15 protein-coding genes are annotated in these 16,572 nt (G+C 46.4%); 14 read left to right on the top strand and 1 reads right to left on the bottom strand.

Translation table 11 applies throughout. The features are described from left to right. The first annotated feature begins 12 nt into the window (after positions 1-12). The 9 genes from trxB to B153_RS38190 all read left to right on the top strand — a co-directional run bounded on the left by trxB (position 13) and on the right by B153_RS38190 (position 8,691). On the top strand, positions 13-978 hold the full coding sequence (gene trxB / locus B153_RS0106115) for a thioredoxin-disulfide reductase (RefSeq protein WP_020595802.1): 966 nt from the start codon (positions 13-15) through the stop codon (positions 976-978). 107 nt (positions 979-1,085) lie between these two features. Beyond that, a complete protein-coding gene (locus B153_RS0106110) occupies positions 1,086-2,153 on the top strand; it encodes a peptidoglycan DD-metalloendopeptidase family protein (protein ID WP_020595801.1) in 1,068 nt (355 codons plus the stop codon). A 68-nt stretch (positions 2,154-2,221) separates the two neighbouring features. After that, a complete protein-coding gene (gene rplU / locus B153_RS0106105) occupies positions 2,222-2,539 on the top strand; it encodes a 50S ribosomal protein L21 (protein ID WP_020595800.1) in 318 nt (105 codons plus the stop codon). Between the two features lie 74 nt (positions 2,540-2,613). Further along, a complete protein-coding gene (gene rpmA / locus B153_RS0106100) occupies positions 2,614-2,913 on the top strand; it encodes a 50S ribosomal protein L27 (protein ID WP_020595799.1) in 300 nt (99 codons plus the stop codon). A 181-nt stretch (positions 2,914-3,094) separates the two neighbouring features. Then, positions 3,095-3,697: a NifU family protein gene (locus B153_RS0106095; protein ID WP_020595798.1), complete on the top strand. Its 603-nt coding sequence runs from the start codon at positions 3,095-3,097 to the stop codon at positions 3,695-3,697. A gap of 161 nt (positions 3,698-3,858) precedes the next feature. Continuing rightward, on the top strand, positions 3,859-5,286 hold the full coding sequence (locus tag B153_RS0106090; protein ID WP_020595797.1) for a DUF5723 family protein: 1,428 nt from the start codon (positions 3,859-3,861) through the stop codon (positions 5,284-5,286). 161 nt (positions 5,287-5,447) lie between these two features. Then, positions 5,448-7,556, top strand: a complete 2,109-nt coding sequence (gene recG, locus B153_RS0106085; protein ID WP_026261941.1) for an ATP-dependent DNA helicase RecG — start codon at positions 5,448-5,450, stop codon at positions 7,554-7,556. A gap of 326 nt (positions 7,557-7,882) precedes the next feature. Continuing rightward, positions 7,883-8,092, top strand: a complete 210-nt coding sequence (locus B153_RS0106080) for a hypothetical protein (protein WP_020595795.1) — start codon at positions 7,883-7,885, stop codon at positions 8,090-8,092. 284 nt (positions 8,093-8,376) lie between these two features. Then, the gene (locus B153_RS38190; RefSeq protein ID WP_020595794.1) at positions 8,377-8,691 is read left to right on the top strand and encodes a hypothetical protein; all 315 of its coding nucleotides are present in this window, start codon (positions 8,377-8,379) and stop codon (positions 8,689-8,691) included. 347 nt (positions 8,692-9,038) lie between these two features. Here B153_RS38190 and B153_RS0106070 read toward each other — a convergent pair whose 3' ends face one another. After that, positions 9,039-9,725: a CAP domain-containing protein gene (locus B153_RS0106070; protein ID WP_051097228.1), complete on the bottom strand. Its 687-nt coding sequence runs from the start codon at positions 9,723-9,725 to the stop codon at positions 9,039-9,041. A 380-nt stretch (positions 9,726-10,105) separates the two neighbouring features. On the opposite strand from B153_RS0106070, the gene B153_RS34730 reads away from it, so the two are divergent. From B153_RS34730 to B153_RS34720, 5 genes are all read left to right on the top strand, one after another. Next, positions 10,106-12,835, top strand: a complete 2,730-nt coding sequence (locus B153_RS34730) for a PQQ-dependent sugar dehydrogenase (protein WP_020595792.1) — start codon at positions 10,106-10,108, stop codon at positions 12,833-12,835. 303 nt (positions 12,836-13,138) lie between these two features. Next, the gene (locus B153_RS0106060) at positions 13,139-13,621 is read left to right on the top strand and encodes a response regulator (RefSeq protein WP_020595791.1); all 483 of its coding nucleotides are present in this window, start codon (positions 13,139-13,141) and stop codon (positions 13,619-13,621) included. Positions 13,622-13,736: 115 nt separating this feature from the next. After that, complete coding sequence (locus tag B153_RS0106055) at positions 13,737-14,162, top strand: response regulator (protein WP_020595790.1); 426 nt, start codon at positions 13,737-13,739, stop codon at positions 14,160-14,162. A 499-nt stretch (positions 14,163-14,661) separates the two neighbouring features. Next, positions 14,662-15,381: an RNA polymerase sigma-70 factor gene (locus tag B153_RS34725; protein ID WP_157634587.1), complete on the top strand. Its 720-nt coding sequence runs from the start codon at positions 14,662-14,664 to the stop codon at positions 15,379-15,381. 41 nt (positions 15,382-15,422) lie between these two features. Continuing rightward, the gene (locus B153_RS34720) at positions 15,423-16,523 is read left to right on the top strand and encodes a FecR family protein (RefSeq protein ID WP_020595788.1); all 1,101 of its coding nucleotides are present in this window, start codon (positions 15,423-15,425) and stop codon (positions 16,521-16,523) included. Positions 16,524-16,572 lie beyond the last annotated feature (49 nt).

The following is a 16,572-nucleotide window of genomic DNA, read 5'->3' as shown; positions in this document are numbered from 1 at the left end:
ATTCCCACTACAATGACACCTGAACACGTTAAGTGCTTAATCATAGGTTCTGGTCCAGCCGGTTATACGGCAGCTATTTATGCATCTCGAGCAAATCTGCAACCTGTTCTGTTTCAGGGTGCTCAACCTGGCGGCCAACTTACCATCACTACCGAAGTCGATAATTTCCCAGGATACCCCAATGGCGTACAAGGTCCTCAGATGATGCAGGATTTGGAAGCACAGGCTCGTCGGTTTGGCACCGACATTCGCTACGGCATGGTAACCAAAGTCGAGTTCATGGAGCAGCCTAGTCCGGGCAACCCACATCGCGTTACGGTCGATGATAAATATGAGCTTACGGCCGATTCAGTTATTATTTCAACCGGGGCTACCGCCAAATGGCTCGGATTACCCTCCGAAATGCGGCTTAATGGCCGGGGCGTATCCGCCTGTGCCGTCTGCGACGGGTTCTTTTTCCGGGGGCAGGACGTAGCCATCGTTGGAGCGGGCGACACGGCCGCCGAAGAAGCAAGCTATCTGGCCAATTTGTGCCGCAAGGTGTACATGCTGGTTCGGCGCGATGAAATGCGGGCGTCTAAGTTCATGCAACAACGGGTAAAAACCGCACACAACATCGAGGTCCTCTACAATTCAGTAACCGAAGAAATTCTGGGTGATGAAGATGTGGAGGGAGTTCGTATTAAAAATAGCGAAACAGGTGAAGAGTCTATTCTGAATGTTACGGGCTTTTTCGTGGCCATCGGTCACAAACCCAATACTGACATTTTCCGGGAGTTTATCGATTTGGACGACAATGGCTACATTTTGACCGAAAAGGGAAGCACCCGAACCAATATACCCGGCGTATTTGCCTGTGGCGACGCACAGGATAACATCTACCGTCAGGCCGTTACGGCGGCTGGTACCGGCTGTATGGCCGCCCTCGACGCAGAGCGTTATCTGGTTACCCTGGAAATGCAGCCAGAAGAAATTTAATTCATTAACAAAACCAGGTTTTCGGTTTTGAGGATAAGGCTGGCTGATGCAGCATCATTTTTATCAGCCAGCCTTATCCTCAAAACCGAAAACTCATCCCTTTTTCGATGAGAAGAACCGCTACACAGTGGCTTTTGGCCATTGGGTGCCTGTGCATAACCCTGACCGCACAGGCCCAGGAGCGCGGGCGATTTAAAAATAACCTGCGTATTACGCCCAAAAATGGGGCAACTCCAAACGCACCCGTCGTCGAACAGCCGCAAAAAGCGGACGACCCGTTTGAGCAAGAAACTACTCAACTGCGCTTCAACAACCAGTTTGAGCCCAAGAAAGAATTAAACCCCGTTGTTAGTGAAGACACCAGTCAGATTGATCAGGGCGAGACGAGTGTCGTAGAAGTGATCGATTCAGTACTGGTTGGCAACGAATGGGTCAAAATCGCTGATTATTATGCGGTTTGGGATTCTCGCACCATTGATCCATACAACATCGATCCGCTCGAATTCGACGAAACGATCGACATTAAGTTGTATGATCCGCCTGCTAACCGCTATTGGTCTGCCCCGCTGAACGAAGGCAAAATGACCTCCAATTTTGGGTTTCGCTGGGGGCGCTGGCATACGGGTACCGACCTCGACCTGGAAACCGGAAATCCAGTTTATGCTGCCTTTGATGGGATTGTACGGGTAGTAGGCTGGGATGGAAATGGGTATGGCCGCTATGTGCTGATTCGGCATTACAATGGCCTTGAAACCTTATACGGCCACCTTTCCAAACAGACCGTTGAAACGGGACAGCTCATCAAAGCGGGAGATCAGATTGGGCTGGGCGGTAGTACAGGGCGAAGTTCGGGCCCACACCTGCACTTCGAAACGCGTTATGAAGGCAATCCATTCAGCCCCCTCAACATCTACGCATTTCCAGAAAATACCATTCTCTCCGACCATTTCCTGTTGACTGGTTCCGTATGGGATTACCTGCGTGGTGGACGCTCAAACTCGTCGGAGTCTCGCTCTAAGCCCCGCTTCAAACGAACCGTGCTTCACAAAGTACGTTCTGGTGATACCCTAAGCTCAATAGCCGATCGGTATGGCATGTCGGTGTCGGCACTAAAGCGAAAAAATCATATTTCAGGCTCCCGGCTTCGGGCGGGGCAAAAAATTCGCGTACACTAGTTGACGTATTGGATTGTGTAAAAAAAACACTACCTTTGCACCCTCATTTCCAATTTCATACACAACACATGTACGCAATCGTAGAGATCGCAGGGCAGCAATTCAAGATCCAGAAGGGTCGTTCTATCTATACCCACCGGTTAGAGGGCGATGTGGACGCTGCACTTGCCTCCGACAAGGTGAAGGTTCTCCTTGTTGACAACGAAGGGAGCATTTCCGTCGGTGCCCCGACTGTCGCTGGAGCGACAGTATCGGCTAAAATTGTCGAGCACTTGAAAGGCGAGAAAGTTATCGTCTTCAAGAAAAAACGCCGGAAAGGATACAAGAAGAAAAATGGCCACCGTCAATATCTGACGAAGGTCCTGATCGAAGACATAACTCTGTAAAACAGTAGAGAGGAGTTGATGAAGCCATCCTAAGTCTCGCTCCTAACTCCTCGCTCCTAACTTCCAAGAAGAAAATGGCACACAAGAAAGGTGTAGGTAGTTCCAAAAACGGCCGCGACTCGATCAGCAAACGTCTGGGCGTGAAGTTGTTCGGCGGTCAGTCGGCTATTGCCGGCAATATTATCGTGCGTCAGCGTGGCACGAAACACCATCCTGGTAAAAACGTAGGGCTGGGTAAAGACTATACGCTGTTCGCTCTGGTTGATGGCGTGGTTAAATTCCGTCCTGGTCGCGACAGCCGTTCGTATGTCGATATCATTCCAGCAGGCCCATCAGCCGTTGAAGTGGCTCCAGTAGCTGAAGCAGCGGCCTAAGTATCCTTTACTGCTCTGAATTAATAGACCCGCACGGCAAATGTCTTGCGGGTTTTTTAATGGGTAAAAACTAAAAAAAAGATGTCGGTGTTAGCCAAGAGACGAAAAGGTGTTTAATTCCTTTCGGTTACACAAAGCTGGGCCTTACCCGTATCTGGTAAACCAAAATCATACGCTCTCTATGAACTCTACGCTAAGCCGTCCCGTATCTATTTTTACGGAAGGCAGTCCCAATCCGAACTCGATGAAGTTCGTGGTCAGTTTCGAACTTGTACCTAGCGGTCTTACTTTCGATTATGCAACACCGGGCGATGCGCTGCTTGACGGAAAAGCATCACCACTAGCGGTAGCCTTATTTGGTTTCGAGTTTGTCCGCCGGGTGTTTATTTCTGGCAACTTTGTGACCGTTACCAAAGATGAAGAAACGGAGTGGGACGATGTGCTCTTTGAAGTGAAACTCTTCCTGAAAGAGTATTTCACGGAGCAAAAGCCCGTATTTGCCCAACGCACGATGGAGGCAAATACCACAAAGCTGGATATAGATTCAGAAACCGTTCAAAAAATAAAGGCCGTACTGGATCAGTACATTCGTCCGGCCGTTGAGTCAGATGGTGGAGCGATCAGTTTCCATACATTTGATGAAGCTGCAGGGACTGTCAAAGTCTTACTACAGGGTTCATGCAGCGGTTGTCCCTCGTCGACGCTTACCCTGAAAGCAGGCATCGAGAATTTACTCACCCGTCTGGTCCCGGAAGTAAAAACGGTAGAGGCAGAAGGAGTATAGAGTACAACTATTTGGGGCGTATTGCCTGCCAGTTGCGTAGGGCGGGTGACCAACCCCGGTTAACCGTTGACTAAGAAGTCAAAAATATAACCGTCATTAGTTAACCCTAATGACGGTTTTGCGTTTCTTTTGCAGACTCGATTGCATTACTGATTCACTACATGAAGTATTTACTCTCACTGGGACTGCTTTTACAGATTTCTAGTGCCAGTTTTTCACAAAATCTCCTCGGCATTTCAACCAGCCGATTCGGCGGAACCAACCGGCTCTATATTAATCCTGCACTAGCCGCCGACTCTCCTTCCAGGTTTTACCTAAACGTCTTAACAGGCAATGGTCATGTGGATAATAATTATGTTCGCTATCAGGCTCCATTTTCCTTGCTAAGACTCATCACGGGTAATGTTCCTGCTCAATACAAATCGGCAGACGGCTCCATACGTTTTGAAACGGATTACACGCGAGAAACCCTGGATGGTAAGCCCAAAAATGGCACTATTTGGGGTGAAGTACGCGGCCCTTCGTTTCTGATGCAAGTAGGTGAGCGCGGAGCAGCCCTGGCCTTTACAACCCGGTTTCGGGCAATCGGCCAAGTGATTGGGGCGTCTGAAGGGCTCTTGTCGGCTTTTCGGGCCAGCCTGAACACAGGAGGCATCTACAGTATCCCTACAACGGATAATAAGTTTGGAGCCAGCACCAATACCTATGCTGAACTGGGTATAACCTATGGCTTGCCATTGGTAGAGGCTGACGGACGAAAAATTCTGTTTGGGACAACAGCCAAATTCCTGCTCGGCTACCATGCCCAACGGCTCATCAATCGGGGCATGAGTTACCGAATTGTCCAGGACCCTGCCATACCGAACACAAACCTGTTGGAAGTAAGTAAGTTAGATGCCACCCTCGCTTATACTACGTTTCTACAGAATCGCAGTTTGACGCCAGCCGTACTCTTTAGTCCTTCTTCGCCTGGCCGAGGTTTCGGACTGGATCTAGGCTTCACGTATGTCGATCAGTATGACGTCGACAGCCCGGCTTTACGACTTGGCATTGCCCTTACTGATATTGGCGGTCTGACCTATAAAGGCCAGGAATACACGTATTCTGACCTTGGATCGAACCCTGTACGGTTCAGTACCAAAGATTTCAATGACCTCAATGGAACAGGTTCTATTGTTGAAGTGATTCAAAGCAAACTGACCACCGGCCGTGCTCCCGAATCCAATACGTTTAGGGTTGGACTGCCTACCTCCCTCAATCTATTTATGGATTACCAGCTTCCAGGTGGCCTTGGCCTTAATCTGACTTATTTACAGGATGTACGGTCAACGTCATCGACCGCCACACATCAGCCTACCTTAATCGCGGTTACCCCCCGATACGACTCACGCTGGTTAAGTGTATCCGTTCCCATCGCGTACCTGAATGGTGGTGTTACTGCTGGTGGCTCCGTTCGAGTAGGTCCAGGCTGGCTGGGCACCGATAATTTGCTGGGTTTATTGGGCAATAGTACAAACGGCATTCAACCGAGAGGGCTGGATATATATGCTGGCATTGCATTTGGACTCGGGAAAGCAGACGAAGAATAGAACCTTGTTTATCGTATTCAAAACGGGAAACCTTCTGAAAACCAAAGAATGTCGATTCGTGACCACAAATGACCACCAGGCTCATTTATGACAACTTATGACTTTTTTGTATTTTTGATCCATCCAGACTGGTGCAGCATACGCCCAAAATGGGGTCAGCTATGACCGAACGAGTTGCTTTTTTTGATACACCCCTGCTTTATCTGAAAGGATTAGGCCCTCAACGGACTGAACTACTCAACAAAGAGTTGAATCTGTTCACCTTTGGCGACCTGATCCAGTATTACCCCTTTCGTTACGACGATCGAACCCGCTTTTATACCATCAGTGAGTTAATGGATTCGATGCCCTCAGCCCAGATACGAGGACGCATACGCGAGTGGTATCTGGAGGGCGAAGGGCCCAAAAAGCGGTTGGTTGCTACCTTTCAGGATGGTACGGGGTCCATGACGCTGGTCTGGTTTCAGGCCATTACGTACCTGGAAAAAAGCCTCCGACGCGATGGTGAATACATCGTGTACGGCAAACCGCAATCGTTCAACGGTCAGTTTAGCATCGTTCATCCAGAATTGGAAAATACCGCCACCGCTGCGGAGCACGAAGCAGGTTTTTTTCCCGTCTATACCCTCACCGAAAAACTCCGCAAACGCCATCTTGACAGCAAGGCAATCGGCAAAGTGATGCGAATATTACTGGAGCAATCGTGGCCCCATATTCGCGAAACGCTACCCGAATCCCTGATTCAGCAGTTTCGTCTGATCAGTAAACGGGATGCCATGTGGAACATCCATTTGCCACAAAATCAGGCCTGGCTCAAGCAAGCCCAACGGCGGTTAAAATTTGAAGAGTTATTCTATAACCAGCTTCGGCTAATCAAAAATAAACTGATTCAGAAAGAGGAGTTTCCAGGACAAATTTTCCGGGATACTTCGCTGATGAAGCACTTTTACAAAGAACTCCTCCCCTTTGAGTTGACAAATGCCCAACAGCGGGTAATCAAGGAAATCTATGCCGATTTTCTGACGGGCAAACAAATGAACCGACTGTTGCAGGGTGATGTGGGCAGCGGGAAAACCATTGTAGCCTTCATTGCCTGCCTGCTGGCCATCGGCAACGGAGCGCAAGCCTGCATCATGGCTCCTACTGAGATTCTGGCCGATCAGCATTTCAATGGGCTGAAGCCTTTTGCCGATTCGATGGGCCTCAACATCGGTATCCTTACAGGCTCGACTAATAAAAAACGTCGTGTGGTGCTTCACGACGAACTCCAGTCGGGCAAAATGCACATCCTGGTCGGCACCCATGCCCTACTCGAAGACGCTGTCCAGTACAAAAATCTCGGCCTCTGTATTATTGATGAACAACATCGATTTGGAGTGGCACAACGGGCGAAACTCTGGCGAAAAAATGAGGTAGTTCCTCCGCATATTCTTGTTATGACGGCCACGCCCATTCCACGAACACTAGCCATGACACTTTATGGAAATCTGGATGTGTCGGTGATCGATGAACTACCTAAAGGCCGTAAGCCCATCAAAACGGTACACAAGTTCGATAAACATCGGTCGGAAGTATTTGGCTTCATCCGTCAGCAGATTGAACTTGGCCGCCAGGTGTATGTGGTCTATCCATTGATCGAGGAATCGGAAAAGCTCGACTATAAAGACCTTATGGATGGCTTTGAAAGCATGCAACGGGCCTTTCCCCGACCAACGTATGAGATCGGAATTTTACACGGTAAGATGCTGCCTTATGAAAAAGACGACGAGATGAAACGGTTTCTCAAAAATGAAACCCAGATTCTGGTCGCTACCACCGTTATCGAGGTAGGTGTCAACGTCCCGAACGCCAGCGTTATGGTTATTGAGAGCGCCGAGCGGTTTGGTCTCTCGCAGCTCCATCAGCTACGTGGCCGTGTCGGACGGGGAGCCGAACAATCCTACTGCATTCTGATGACCGGCTACAAACTCAGCAGTGACACCCGTACGCGGCTCGAAACGATGGTACGTACCAATAACGGCTTTGAAATTGCCGACGTTGACCTGCAACTGCGCGGTCCCGGCGATCTGACAGGTACCCAGCAAAGTGGTGTTATGGACCTGATGATTGCCGATCTGGCCAAAGACGGCCCTATCCTGACAGCCGCCCGGGATTCAGCTCAGGCTATCCTGACCGAAGACCCCGAGTTACTCCTACCCCAACACGCGCCGATCCGTAATCACCTGGATGGGATCAAACAAACTGATAGTAACTGGGGCCGAATTTCCTGAATTCTACTTGTTTGGTTAGCCCCCATCATTGGTCTGGCTAAATGGCTAAACCATTCATTGCCTTTGTTTCTCCTTCTCGTTGCCGATCTGACGATTTATAGAAGCGTGATGCCTACCGTTTTTTCAGTACTATTGCCAGTGGCTAAAAACGTTTGCTTTTGCGTTTATACCTATTGGTTTTAAGCCTATCTTCCGGCTGATGCCGTATAATCAATTATTAGACCTAACCTGTTGGTTATTAGTTTACAACCAAATAAAGTTACTCAGGCCATCGTGTATTTTTCCGATGGCCTACCCGATTAATCTAACCCATATTTTCAAGGATAATGGAAGCCAATCAAGACCTGTTTTTCCGATCTAACACGCATCTTTTTTTACGCATCGATGGTGTTTACTACCAACGCAACAATGGCAAAGGTTGGGAAATTATTACCGAAGAACAGCTCCCTGCCCACGCACTTTGGTCACCGCTTACAAAAAAATCACAAGCTGTATTCCTTCCCGTTCTAAAAGACGAAGGCTTATTGAAAAGCTAGTTACAAAAACCAAAAAAACTGATATTCAACCCCTTATCCGACAAATTAACAAATTATATGGATTTAGTATTTTATTTTAACCCGAAATCGTTTCGAAGTATTTTATAGAATTAGCCAGCTTCTATAGCATATTTCTAAATCCTGATTAATTTTGACATGATGCAGTGTCTGCTTCATGCTTATATTTCTATCCATACAATAATCCATATACAACTGAACGTATAGTTTTTCAATACTAGATACCAGCGTATTTTTTATCAAAATTTCTACTGTAATACACCTTTATGGCTGTTTACCCTAGTTTTGAGCTTTTAAAACAGTATATAAAAACCTTAGTAGCTATTGATAATGTCTTCCCTGACGTTTTTCCGCGTCAATACGGTCACGAGTTTAGCAGAGCCGAACTACAGGCAATTTATTATAGCCTCTTTCTACTTATGCATAGAGCGAACTCCGAAACCAATCAATTGATGCTTGCCAGGTTTCATGCACTAAATGAACCCTATATTAATCTGCACTGGTTTTTATTTGATTTCTGGCAAGAACTGGTTCCCTTAATCACACAACACACGAAAAGGCACCAAATCGTTTTGAATTAAATAAAAAAACCGGCCACAGGGTAGCCGGGCTTTATGAATTACCCACTTTTATGACAACACTGCATTAGCAGTCTTCACTCTATCAATGGGAGTGGATACCCGTACGTCAACCACCAAAGTACATATTTTAATCCAAAAACTCCGTATACGGTAAGTAGATTTTAGTTCGTAAGCGTACCCTATCTCATTATAAAACAGACTGTTTCTCCCTTACCCCTATTGATAAGAATCCGTTCATAACTTCAGCAAACAAGGCTAAAAGACATAATACACCTAATCCACTGGATGTATTTACGGTGCGTCAGAAAAACACTCCATTCTCATAAACTCAACGAATTAACCCACTCTTATCGAAGCGCTTGTGCACTTCCCCGCTCAGCCCCGAAATTCTGCACCAGACGTCCGAATGGTGCCCTTCGTTGTTCATAAGGATGGGTCGATAAGAGCGCTGCACAACCCACATGGGTAAAGGATGGGTTCAGAAGATTGGCCCGGTGATGAGGTGATTCCAGCCACTGTTTTACAGCATATCGGGCATAGCTGGCATAACTGTAAGGCTGATACACTTTCTTCGTATCACTATCCACATATTCGTATCGACGGGCCGGTTTGCTGTAACGGACTCCATACCATTCGGGCGTATCAATCGTCTGGTACAAACCGATATTTTCTGCCATCCAATTAAATCGCCTGGTTTGTTTTTGCACGCGCTTGAGCAACGTCATGGTTTCCAGATTGTAAAGATCTTCATGGCTGGTATAGTCATTACGCATCATCGACTCGGCATGGTTTCGGGCGGCCTGATAAAGCGACCGATCGTACCGACAAGCGGGTAAGCCTGCCAACCGACGCGCTTCATTCGTTGCCTGAAACAAGGCCAGATTCAACAAGACGGTGTCTGGACGTTCTAAAACGATTACTTTTTGCGCAAGTGGCTGCGCGAAAAAGGCTTCATCACTAAGTAAGTAGCCTTCAGGAGGGCTGTTGAGTTGGGCGAGGGTCAACCCGATTTGGTAAACGATCCACCAGTTCACAAGCAAGAAACGTATAGTGTGTAGTATGCTGATCCTAAGTTACTAAAGAAAATGATCATTTTTAAATTTTGCTTATACCCATCTTGGTAAACAAAAACCTCTTCCGGTCAAGACAAAAGCCCGCAGTATTCCCACCAGTTCCTCTCTTAAACCGATCAATCAGTCTGGCAATCTGGTTTTGATCAACAGGCGTGGATTAACCAAATTCGTTTTGACATACTTTGGGAAAAATCATAAAAAAAACTATTCATTGTGTATTATATACACATAAAAACTGTACTATTGCATGAGTAGACTCTCTGGAAATCACCAACCTAATGCCACTATTTCGTTTACTCCGTCAACCATACCGGCCAGTTCTAGTGCTCTCAGCACTAGCTATGGGCCTATGGTCTTACTCCGCCAGACCCCTTCAAGACATCAGCGACCGAGCGAGTACATCTCCGCCTGATGAAAATCGCTTTACTAAAGTTGTGCTTGCCGAAAAGCTTAACGAACCACTCGAAATTGTTATTCTGCCCGACGAGCGGGTGCTGCTTGTTGAACGACACGGTGCGGTCCGTATCTATTCGCCCATAACCAAACAGCTAAAAACCATTACGACCCTACCCGTCAGTACGAAGTATAAAGACAAAGAAGGCAACGAAACGGAAGCTGAAGATGGGTTGTTGGGGGTTAATATTGATCCAAACTTCGCTCAAAATCACTGGGTTTATCTATACTATTCGGACTCTGGTGCCTCTCGAAATATCCTAACGCGCTATGAACTAAGGGGCAATGAACTCGTACTGTCCAGCAAAAAAGTGATTCTGGAAGTAGCTACCCAGCGCGAACAATGCTGCCATACAGGAGGCTCCATTGACTGGGATCTGGAAGGCAATCTGTATCTTTCTACCGGCGATAATACAAGCCCACGGGCGACTCTGTATGCCCCCATTGATGAGCGGGAAGGCCGAAGTCCGTGGGATGCTCAGAAATCGTCAGGCAATACCAACGATCTACGCGGAAAAATTCTCCGAATTCACCCTGAAGCGGATGGTTCCTATACCATCCCAGAAGGTAACCTGTTTCCAAAAGGAACGCCCAAAACCCGTCCTGAAATCTACACCATGGGGCATCGTAACCCTTACCGAATCTCGGTAGACAAACACACAGGTTATCTCTACTGGGGCGATGTAGGGCCAGATGCGGGGGTAGATTCGGCCGGGGTTGGCCCAACAGCAGAAGATGAGTACAATCAGGCTCGCAAACCCGGAAATTTTGGCTGGCCTTATTTCGTGGGCGACAACAAGGCGTACAACGATGTTGATTTTGCGACAGGTAAAAAAGGCGAAAAATTCGATCCAGCCCATCCCGTCAACGACTCTCCTAACAACACGGGTCTGCGTGATCTGCCACCAGCGCAGCCTGCCCTGATTTTTTACCCAGCCGCCGAAAGCAAGAAGTTTCCAGTTATGGGTACAGGTGGGCGAAGTGCTATGGCCGGTCCAGCTTATTATAAGGAAGACTTCACAAACGCGAAACGCCCTTTCCCCGACTATTACAGTGGAAAGGTTTTCCTCTTCGAATGGATGCGAGACCTGATCCTGTCAGCCAGTTTCAACGACAAGGGTGATATGACCCATGTCGAGCGTTTTTTACCCAATATGCCCTTTAGTCACCCCATCGACATGGCATTTGGGCCAAATGGGGATCTGTATGTTCTCGAATACGGTACGGGCTGGTTTGTTCAAAACGACGACTCCAGGTTAGTTCGGATTGAGTATAACGCCGGGAACCGCAAACCCCTGGTTCAGGCAACCGCCAGCCAGACAGCCGGAGCGGTACCCATGAAGGTAGCTTTTTCGGCAGAAGGGACAAAAGATTTTGATAATGATGCGCTGACCTATCAATGGAAAATTTACGCGAAAGCCGGTGGAGTACCTACGGTGCTTGATGGGCCCAACCCTTCGTTTACTTTTCACAAGCCCGGTCAATACAAAGCTATTCTGACCGTTAAGGACGACAAAGGATTGAGTGATTCGCGGGAGGTGGCACTCGTAGCCGGTAACCAGCCACCCGTTGTGACCCTTGATCTCACTCGGGGTAATAAGAGCTTTTATTTTCCCGGTGAACCTATTGCCTATCAGGTCAATGTTCAGGATAAGGAAGACGGAAGCCTGTCCGCTGGTAAAATTCAGCCCGGCAAGGTGCAGGTTCGAGCTACGTATCAGGATGAATCTTCCTCACCCCTTACGTCTGGCGAAGCTGCTGGTCATAAATTTTCAGAAGCCACGTATCTCGGTACGGGGAAAACATTACTGGAAAAAAGCGATTGTAAATCCTGTCATTTTGTTGATAAAAAATCCGTTGGCCCAGCGTTTGTCGATGTAGCGAAGCGTTACAAAGGGGATGCCACTGCGGTAGCCAGTTTGTCGAATAAAATTATCAAAGGGGGTGGTGGTGTTTGGGGAGATGCCAGTATGACCGCTCATCCACAACTCAGCAACGCCGATGCGGGTGAGATCGTTAAATACATTCTTACACTGTCCGAAAAGCCGACGGTTGCCCCATTGCTCCCCACTAAAGGCACCCTCACACCCGAAAAAGGGCAGAAAGGGAATCTGGTATTGCAGGCAGCTTACAAAGACAAAGGCGCAAACGGATTGCCTCCCCAATCGGCAGAGCAGGTACTTGTGCTTCGAAACCCACTCTTGTCGATGGGCGTTAGCGATAGTCAGTCGAAAGGAACGATGATGTATAAAATGGGCCAGATGCCGTTGGTTATCGTTCTGGCTGCGGATACCTATGTACAGTTTAAGCAGCTTGACCTGACTGGCATCAAAGCAATGGAGTTTTCGGTGGCGGCTCCTAAACAAGGACTGAATGCGGCTGGTGGCCGAATTGAGGTGCACGTGGATTCACCCACCGGACAATTAATAGGCCAGACAACGGAAATCCTTCCCAATACAACCGAGGCCAAGAATATCAACGATGCTTTCAAACCCAGTATGGTCAAGGCAACCCTGACGCCTACAAACGGGATGCATGACTTATACTTTGTTTTCAAGAACGAAAAAGCCGGAAAGCTTCCTTTATTTGTTCCGATCACGGTTCAACTTTTTAATTGACCCGAGCGCACAGGCAGCCTCAAACAAGCTGCCTGTGCGTTTTTTTGTTCTTGTATATAGCGCTCTGCGAAAAAGGGCATCGCATCAGCCTCATAATTCTACCGAAGTCAGCTATTCTGTGGTTTATAGCTGTTTAGATCATAGAGCACCTTTCCGGCCAATCACGAATAAAGTACTCTCCTATTTGCATTAAGTGCAAATAAAACCTTTTCCATATTCGCCCAGGTTACCAGGTTAGCTAAAAACTGATAACCAACTTACTAATCATTCAGTTAGGTTGGTTAACATCCGTTTTTAGCCGACATGAAACCGATTCAAGGCCAACTCCATCTCGCTACAAATTTTAATAATGCCAAGTTACTGGTCATCGAAAACGATGACAACCATTGGGAATTGATTCAGCACGCTCTACAGTCTTCGCTGGACGAAGTAGTTACCGAGCGTATTACCTGTGCGCAAGATACATTAGCCCAGATCAACCAGTGGAGTACGCAGGGATGGGGCCTTCCAAAATTGATACTATTGGAATTGTATCTGCCTATCCAGTCAATTGGCCTTAATTTATTACGGCAAATTAAGGCCATGGAGCCTGCCATAAGTTCAATTCCAGTAGTCATCTTCAGCGTATCGGGGGCACGAACCGACATACAGGCTGCTTATCAGGCAGGTGCGTCCGCCTACATGATCAAACCGGATAATCCCCAACAGTGGTCCAGGGTTTTCGCCCATTTACGCCAGTACTGGTGGGAGACCGTACATTTACCAAACGTGAATTACAATGGGTAGACGCTAAGCTCAAACTCCTGGCATGCTGATTATTGTCAGAAAGTTTTACATAAGCGCATAAACTTTTTTAATTTTGTTTACTGCTTTCACGTTTATATTTAAACAAAAGGAAATCATGTTTACTCAACAGAACTTTGATGTCTTAGTTGTCGAGGACGATCAACCAACCTTTGAGCTTTTACAACGGCTTGCAGCTCAACAATTTCCAGAGGCAACTTTTATCAGTACGACCTCGCCCTCAAGCACGTTCGATTATCTGAATACCCACCCCAGCAAGTCACCCAAACTGATTCTGTTAGACATCGCGCTAGGCAGTGATGTAGATGGCTTTACCTTATTATCAGAATTACGCACCCGTTTCAATGGGCAGGTGCCTATCATTATGCTTACCAATTCGGAAAATCCGCAGCATGTCTGGCAGTCTTATGCTACCGGGGCCACTGCATTTACCACCAAGCCGGCTACCTTGCAAGACTGGAAACTATACATGGACACATTAAAATCGTATTGGTACGACATAAACACATTACCAGCCTCATAAACGTTAGGTATTCGCTAAACACATTTCGTAAGCTCCATAAATCAATATTGAATAGGCTGCTCAAAACTAATTATAGATCAACAGATAGCCATCTGGCGCCATTTACACTATCCAGAATTCACTGCCTTTCATAGAATCCATATAGCGATCATTCAGGCCCCTCCTGAGCCTTCACAACCACTAAAAGCTGATCGAGCTTAATAGGGCTGGGAGCAAAAAACCAGACCTGATATCATCACCTAGAGCCTTTTTCAAAGAGATAAAAAAATATTCGCCCACAATGTGGGGTGAAATAGTAAAACTTTGTCTTTGAATTAGAACATTTCAAACCGTATTCAAACGCACACTGATAACGAACCGACCCGGGCAGTTGAGGCATCAACGCCGAACGTCTCGGCAACACGTCTGTTTTCAGTCGATGCATACGATTGGCTTAAGGGCCATACGGTACTGAAGGGTTATCAGCCGATTTCGGGTTTATGACCTTACCAATGAACAGTTGATTGAGCAAAAAACCTTTTTATTGACCACTGAGCTTACCCACTTACTCATGATACAGGCGAATCAGGAAAGCGATGATTTTGCTGTTGGAAGGCCGTACGTTCGGGTTTCAAACGACTTACCCGACGCCAAGATTATTTCGGACGAATATTTCATAAAGAATTGCTTTGAAAAATCGCCTGGAGAAGGGTTTGAGCTGCTCTTCCGAAAATACTACACCAATCTCTGCAACCATGCCATTCGTTACGTTTACTCAAAAGAACTCGCTGAGGATATCGTAGCCGAAGTATTTACCAATTTCTGGAAGAACAAAGCCTACGAACAAATCACCATGTCGTATCGCGCTTATTTATACATCTCGGTCAGAAATCGGGCACATAACTGTTTGAAACTTGAATTGAACCGAAATGTGGCTTTTGAAACCAGCACCATTGACTTGCAGAACTTTAATAATACAACCGTTTTAAGGCCTGATGAAATCACCCAATTTCATGAGCTAAGTCAAAAATTGGATATGGCCATACAGGGCTTACCACAACAAGCTAAAAAAGCCTTTCAATTAAACCGACTGGAAGGTAAAAAATATGCAGAGGTCGCCAGTGAAATGGGGCTGACAGTAAGTGCTGTGGAGCGTCTTATCAGCAGAGCTTTAGCTAAAATTCGGGAAGAGCTGAAGACCCACTATATTCTATCTCTCTTTCTGATTTATTTTAGCTAGAAAAAATCCTGTAATAAAGCGATTCTTTACAAAAGATCCTTATGGATACTAAATCACTGGAAAAGAAAGTCCTATTCGATTATTTTGATGGAAAAAGCTCATCTATTCAACGTAAAATGGTTGAAGAGTGGCTCGAAATTCCACAAAATAATGAACTCTATTATCAGTATCTTGATGAATGGGAACAGCAACACCCGCAATACGTTTTTGATATAGAAACTGGATTATCAAAAGTACATCAACAACTAGATCAGCCTATAATTGACGTACCTGCCGAATCGCCTTCTATACGCGTACTTAATTCATCGGATTTTTACCGAATTGGCCGTTGGGTATCGGCAGCGCTGGTTATTTTGGTAGCAGGTTGGTTCAGTTGGAATCAGCTCAAAAAGCCGAAACCTGTTACCTACGAAAAACTGGTCAAATTGACAAAAAATTCAACGGGAGAGATTTACGAAAAAGTTAATCTAACGAAACAACCTATTCTGATCAATCTGCCCGATAAAAGTTCTGTCATTTTACAGCCAAACAGCAAAATCTGTTATTCTCCAAAGCAATACAACCAGTCAAAACGAGAAGTAATCCTTTCGGGAGAAGCCTTTTTCGAAGTCCAGAAAAATCGACAGAAACCGTTCTTTGTCTACGCCAACGAACTGGTAACCAAAGTATTAGGCACAAGCTTTTTCATTAAAAGTCAGCCTACAAATACAGATATGGAGGTTATTGTTAAAACAGGGAGAGTAGCGGTTTTTTTACAACATGACGCCAATAAGTTAAAAAAATTAACGAATACTTCGCTTACCGGACTAGTCCTAAATGCGAATGAACGCGTACAAGTAAATGGGGCTGAGTTTAGTATTAAAAAACCTACCCGAATTGACCAGGAATCACTCAGCTTGCCGATACAAAAACTTACTTTCAATTTTGACGAAACGCCCGCTGTTGATGTACTTACAGAACTGGAAAAAGCATACGGCATTGATATAGTTTTTGAGAAAAACAAGCTCACCAACTGCAAATTAACTGCGCATTTATCGGATGAGCCACTCATGGAAAAACTAGAGTTGATTTGTGCTGCCCTCGAGGCCACGTATAAAGAAGTAGACAACAAAATAATCCTTCAGGTTAAAGGCTGTCCCTGAACGCTACAGAACCGATTTTACCGTGACGTATCACGCTACGGGAAAGCAA

It is taken from the genome of Spirosoma panaciterrae DSM 21099 (assembly GCF_000374025.1).
GTDB lineage: Bacteria > Bacteroidota > Bacteroidia > Cytophagales > Spirosomataceae > Spirosoma > Spirosoma panaciterrae.
This window is presented reverse-complemented; position numbering and strand designations above follow the sequence as displayed.

Excerpts from the sequence above, each read along its gene's own strand:
- trxB (WP_020595802.1), top strand. The coding sequence starts at position 13 with ATGACACCTGAACACGTTAAGTGCTTAATCATAGGTTCTGGTCCAGCC.
- B153_RS0106110 (WP_020595801.1), top strand. The coding sequence starts at position 1,086 with ATGAGAAGAACCGCTACACAGTGGCTTTTGGCCATTGGGTGCCTGTGC.
- rplU (WP_020595800.1), top strand. The coding sequence starts at position 2,222 with ATGTACGCAATCGTAGAGATCGCAGGGCAGCAATTCAAGATCCAGAAG.
- rpmA (WP_020595799.1), top strand. The coding sequence starts at position 2,614 with ATGGCACACAAGAAAGGTGTAGGTAGTTCCAAAAACGGCCGCGACTCG.
- B153_RS0106095 (WP_020595798.1), top strand. The coding sequence starts at position 3,095 with ATGAACTCTACGCTAAGCCGTCCCGTATCTATTTTTACGGAAGGCAGT.
- B153_RS0106090 (WP_020595797.1), top strand. The coding sequence starts at position 3,859 with ATGAAGTATTTACTCTCACTGGGACTGCTTTTACAGATTTCTAGTGCC.
- recG (WP_026261941.1), top strand. The coding sequence starts at position 5,448 with ATGACCGAACGAGTTGCTTTTTTTGATACACCCCTGCTTTATCTGAAA.
- B153_RS0106080 (WP_020595795.1), top strand. The coding sequence starts at position 7,883 with ATGGAAGCCAATCAAGACCTGTTTTTCCGATCTAACACGCATCTTTTT.
- B153_RS38190 (WP_020595794.1), top strand. The coding sequence starts at position 8,377 with ATGGCTGTTTACCCTAGTTTTGAGCTTTTAAAACAGTATATAAAAACC.
- B153_RS34730 (WP_020595792.1), top strand. The coding sequence starts at position 10,106 with ATGGGCCTATGGTCTTACTCCGCCAGACCCCTTCAAGACATCAGCGAC.
- B153_RS0106060 (WP_020595791.1), top strand. The coding sequence starts at position 13,139 with ATGAAACCGATTCAAGGCCAACTCCATCTCGCTACAAATTTTAATAAT.
- B153_RS0106055 (WP_020595790.1), top strand. The coding sequence starts at position 13,737 with ATGTTTACTCAACAGAACTTTGATGTCTTAGTTGTCGAGGACGATCAA.
- B153_RS34720 (WP_020595788.1), top strand. The coding sequence starts at position 15,423 with ATGGATACTAAATCACTGGAAAAGAAAGTCCTATTCGATTATTTTGAT.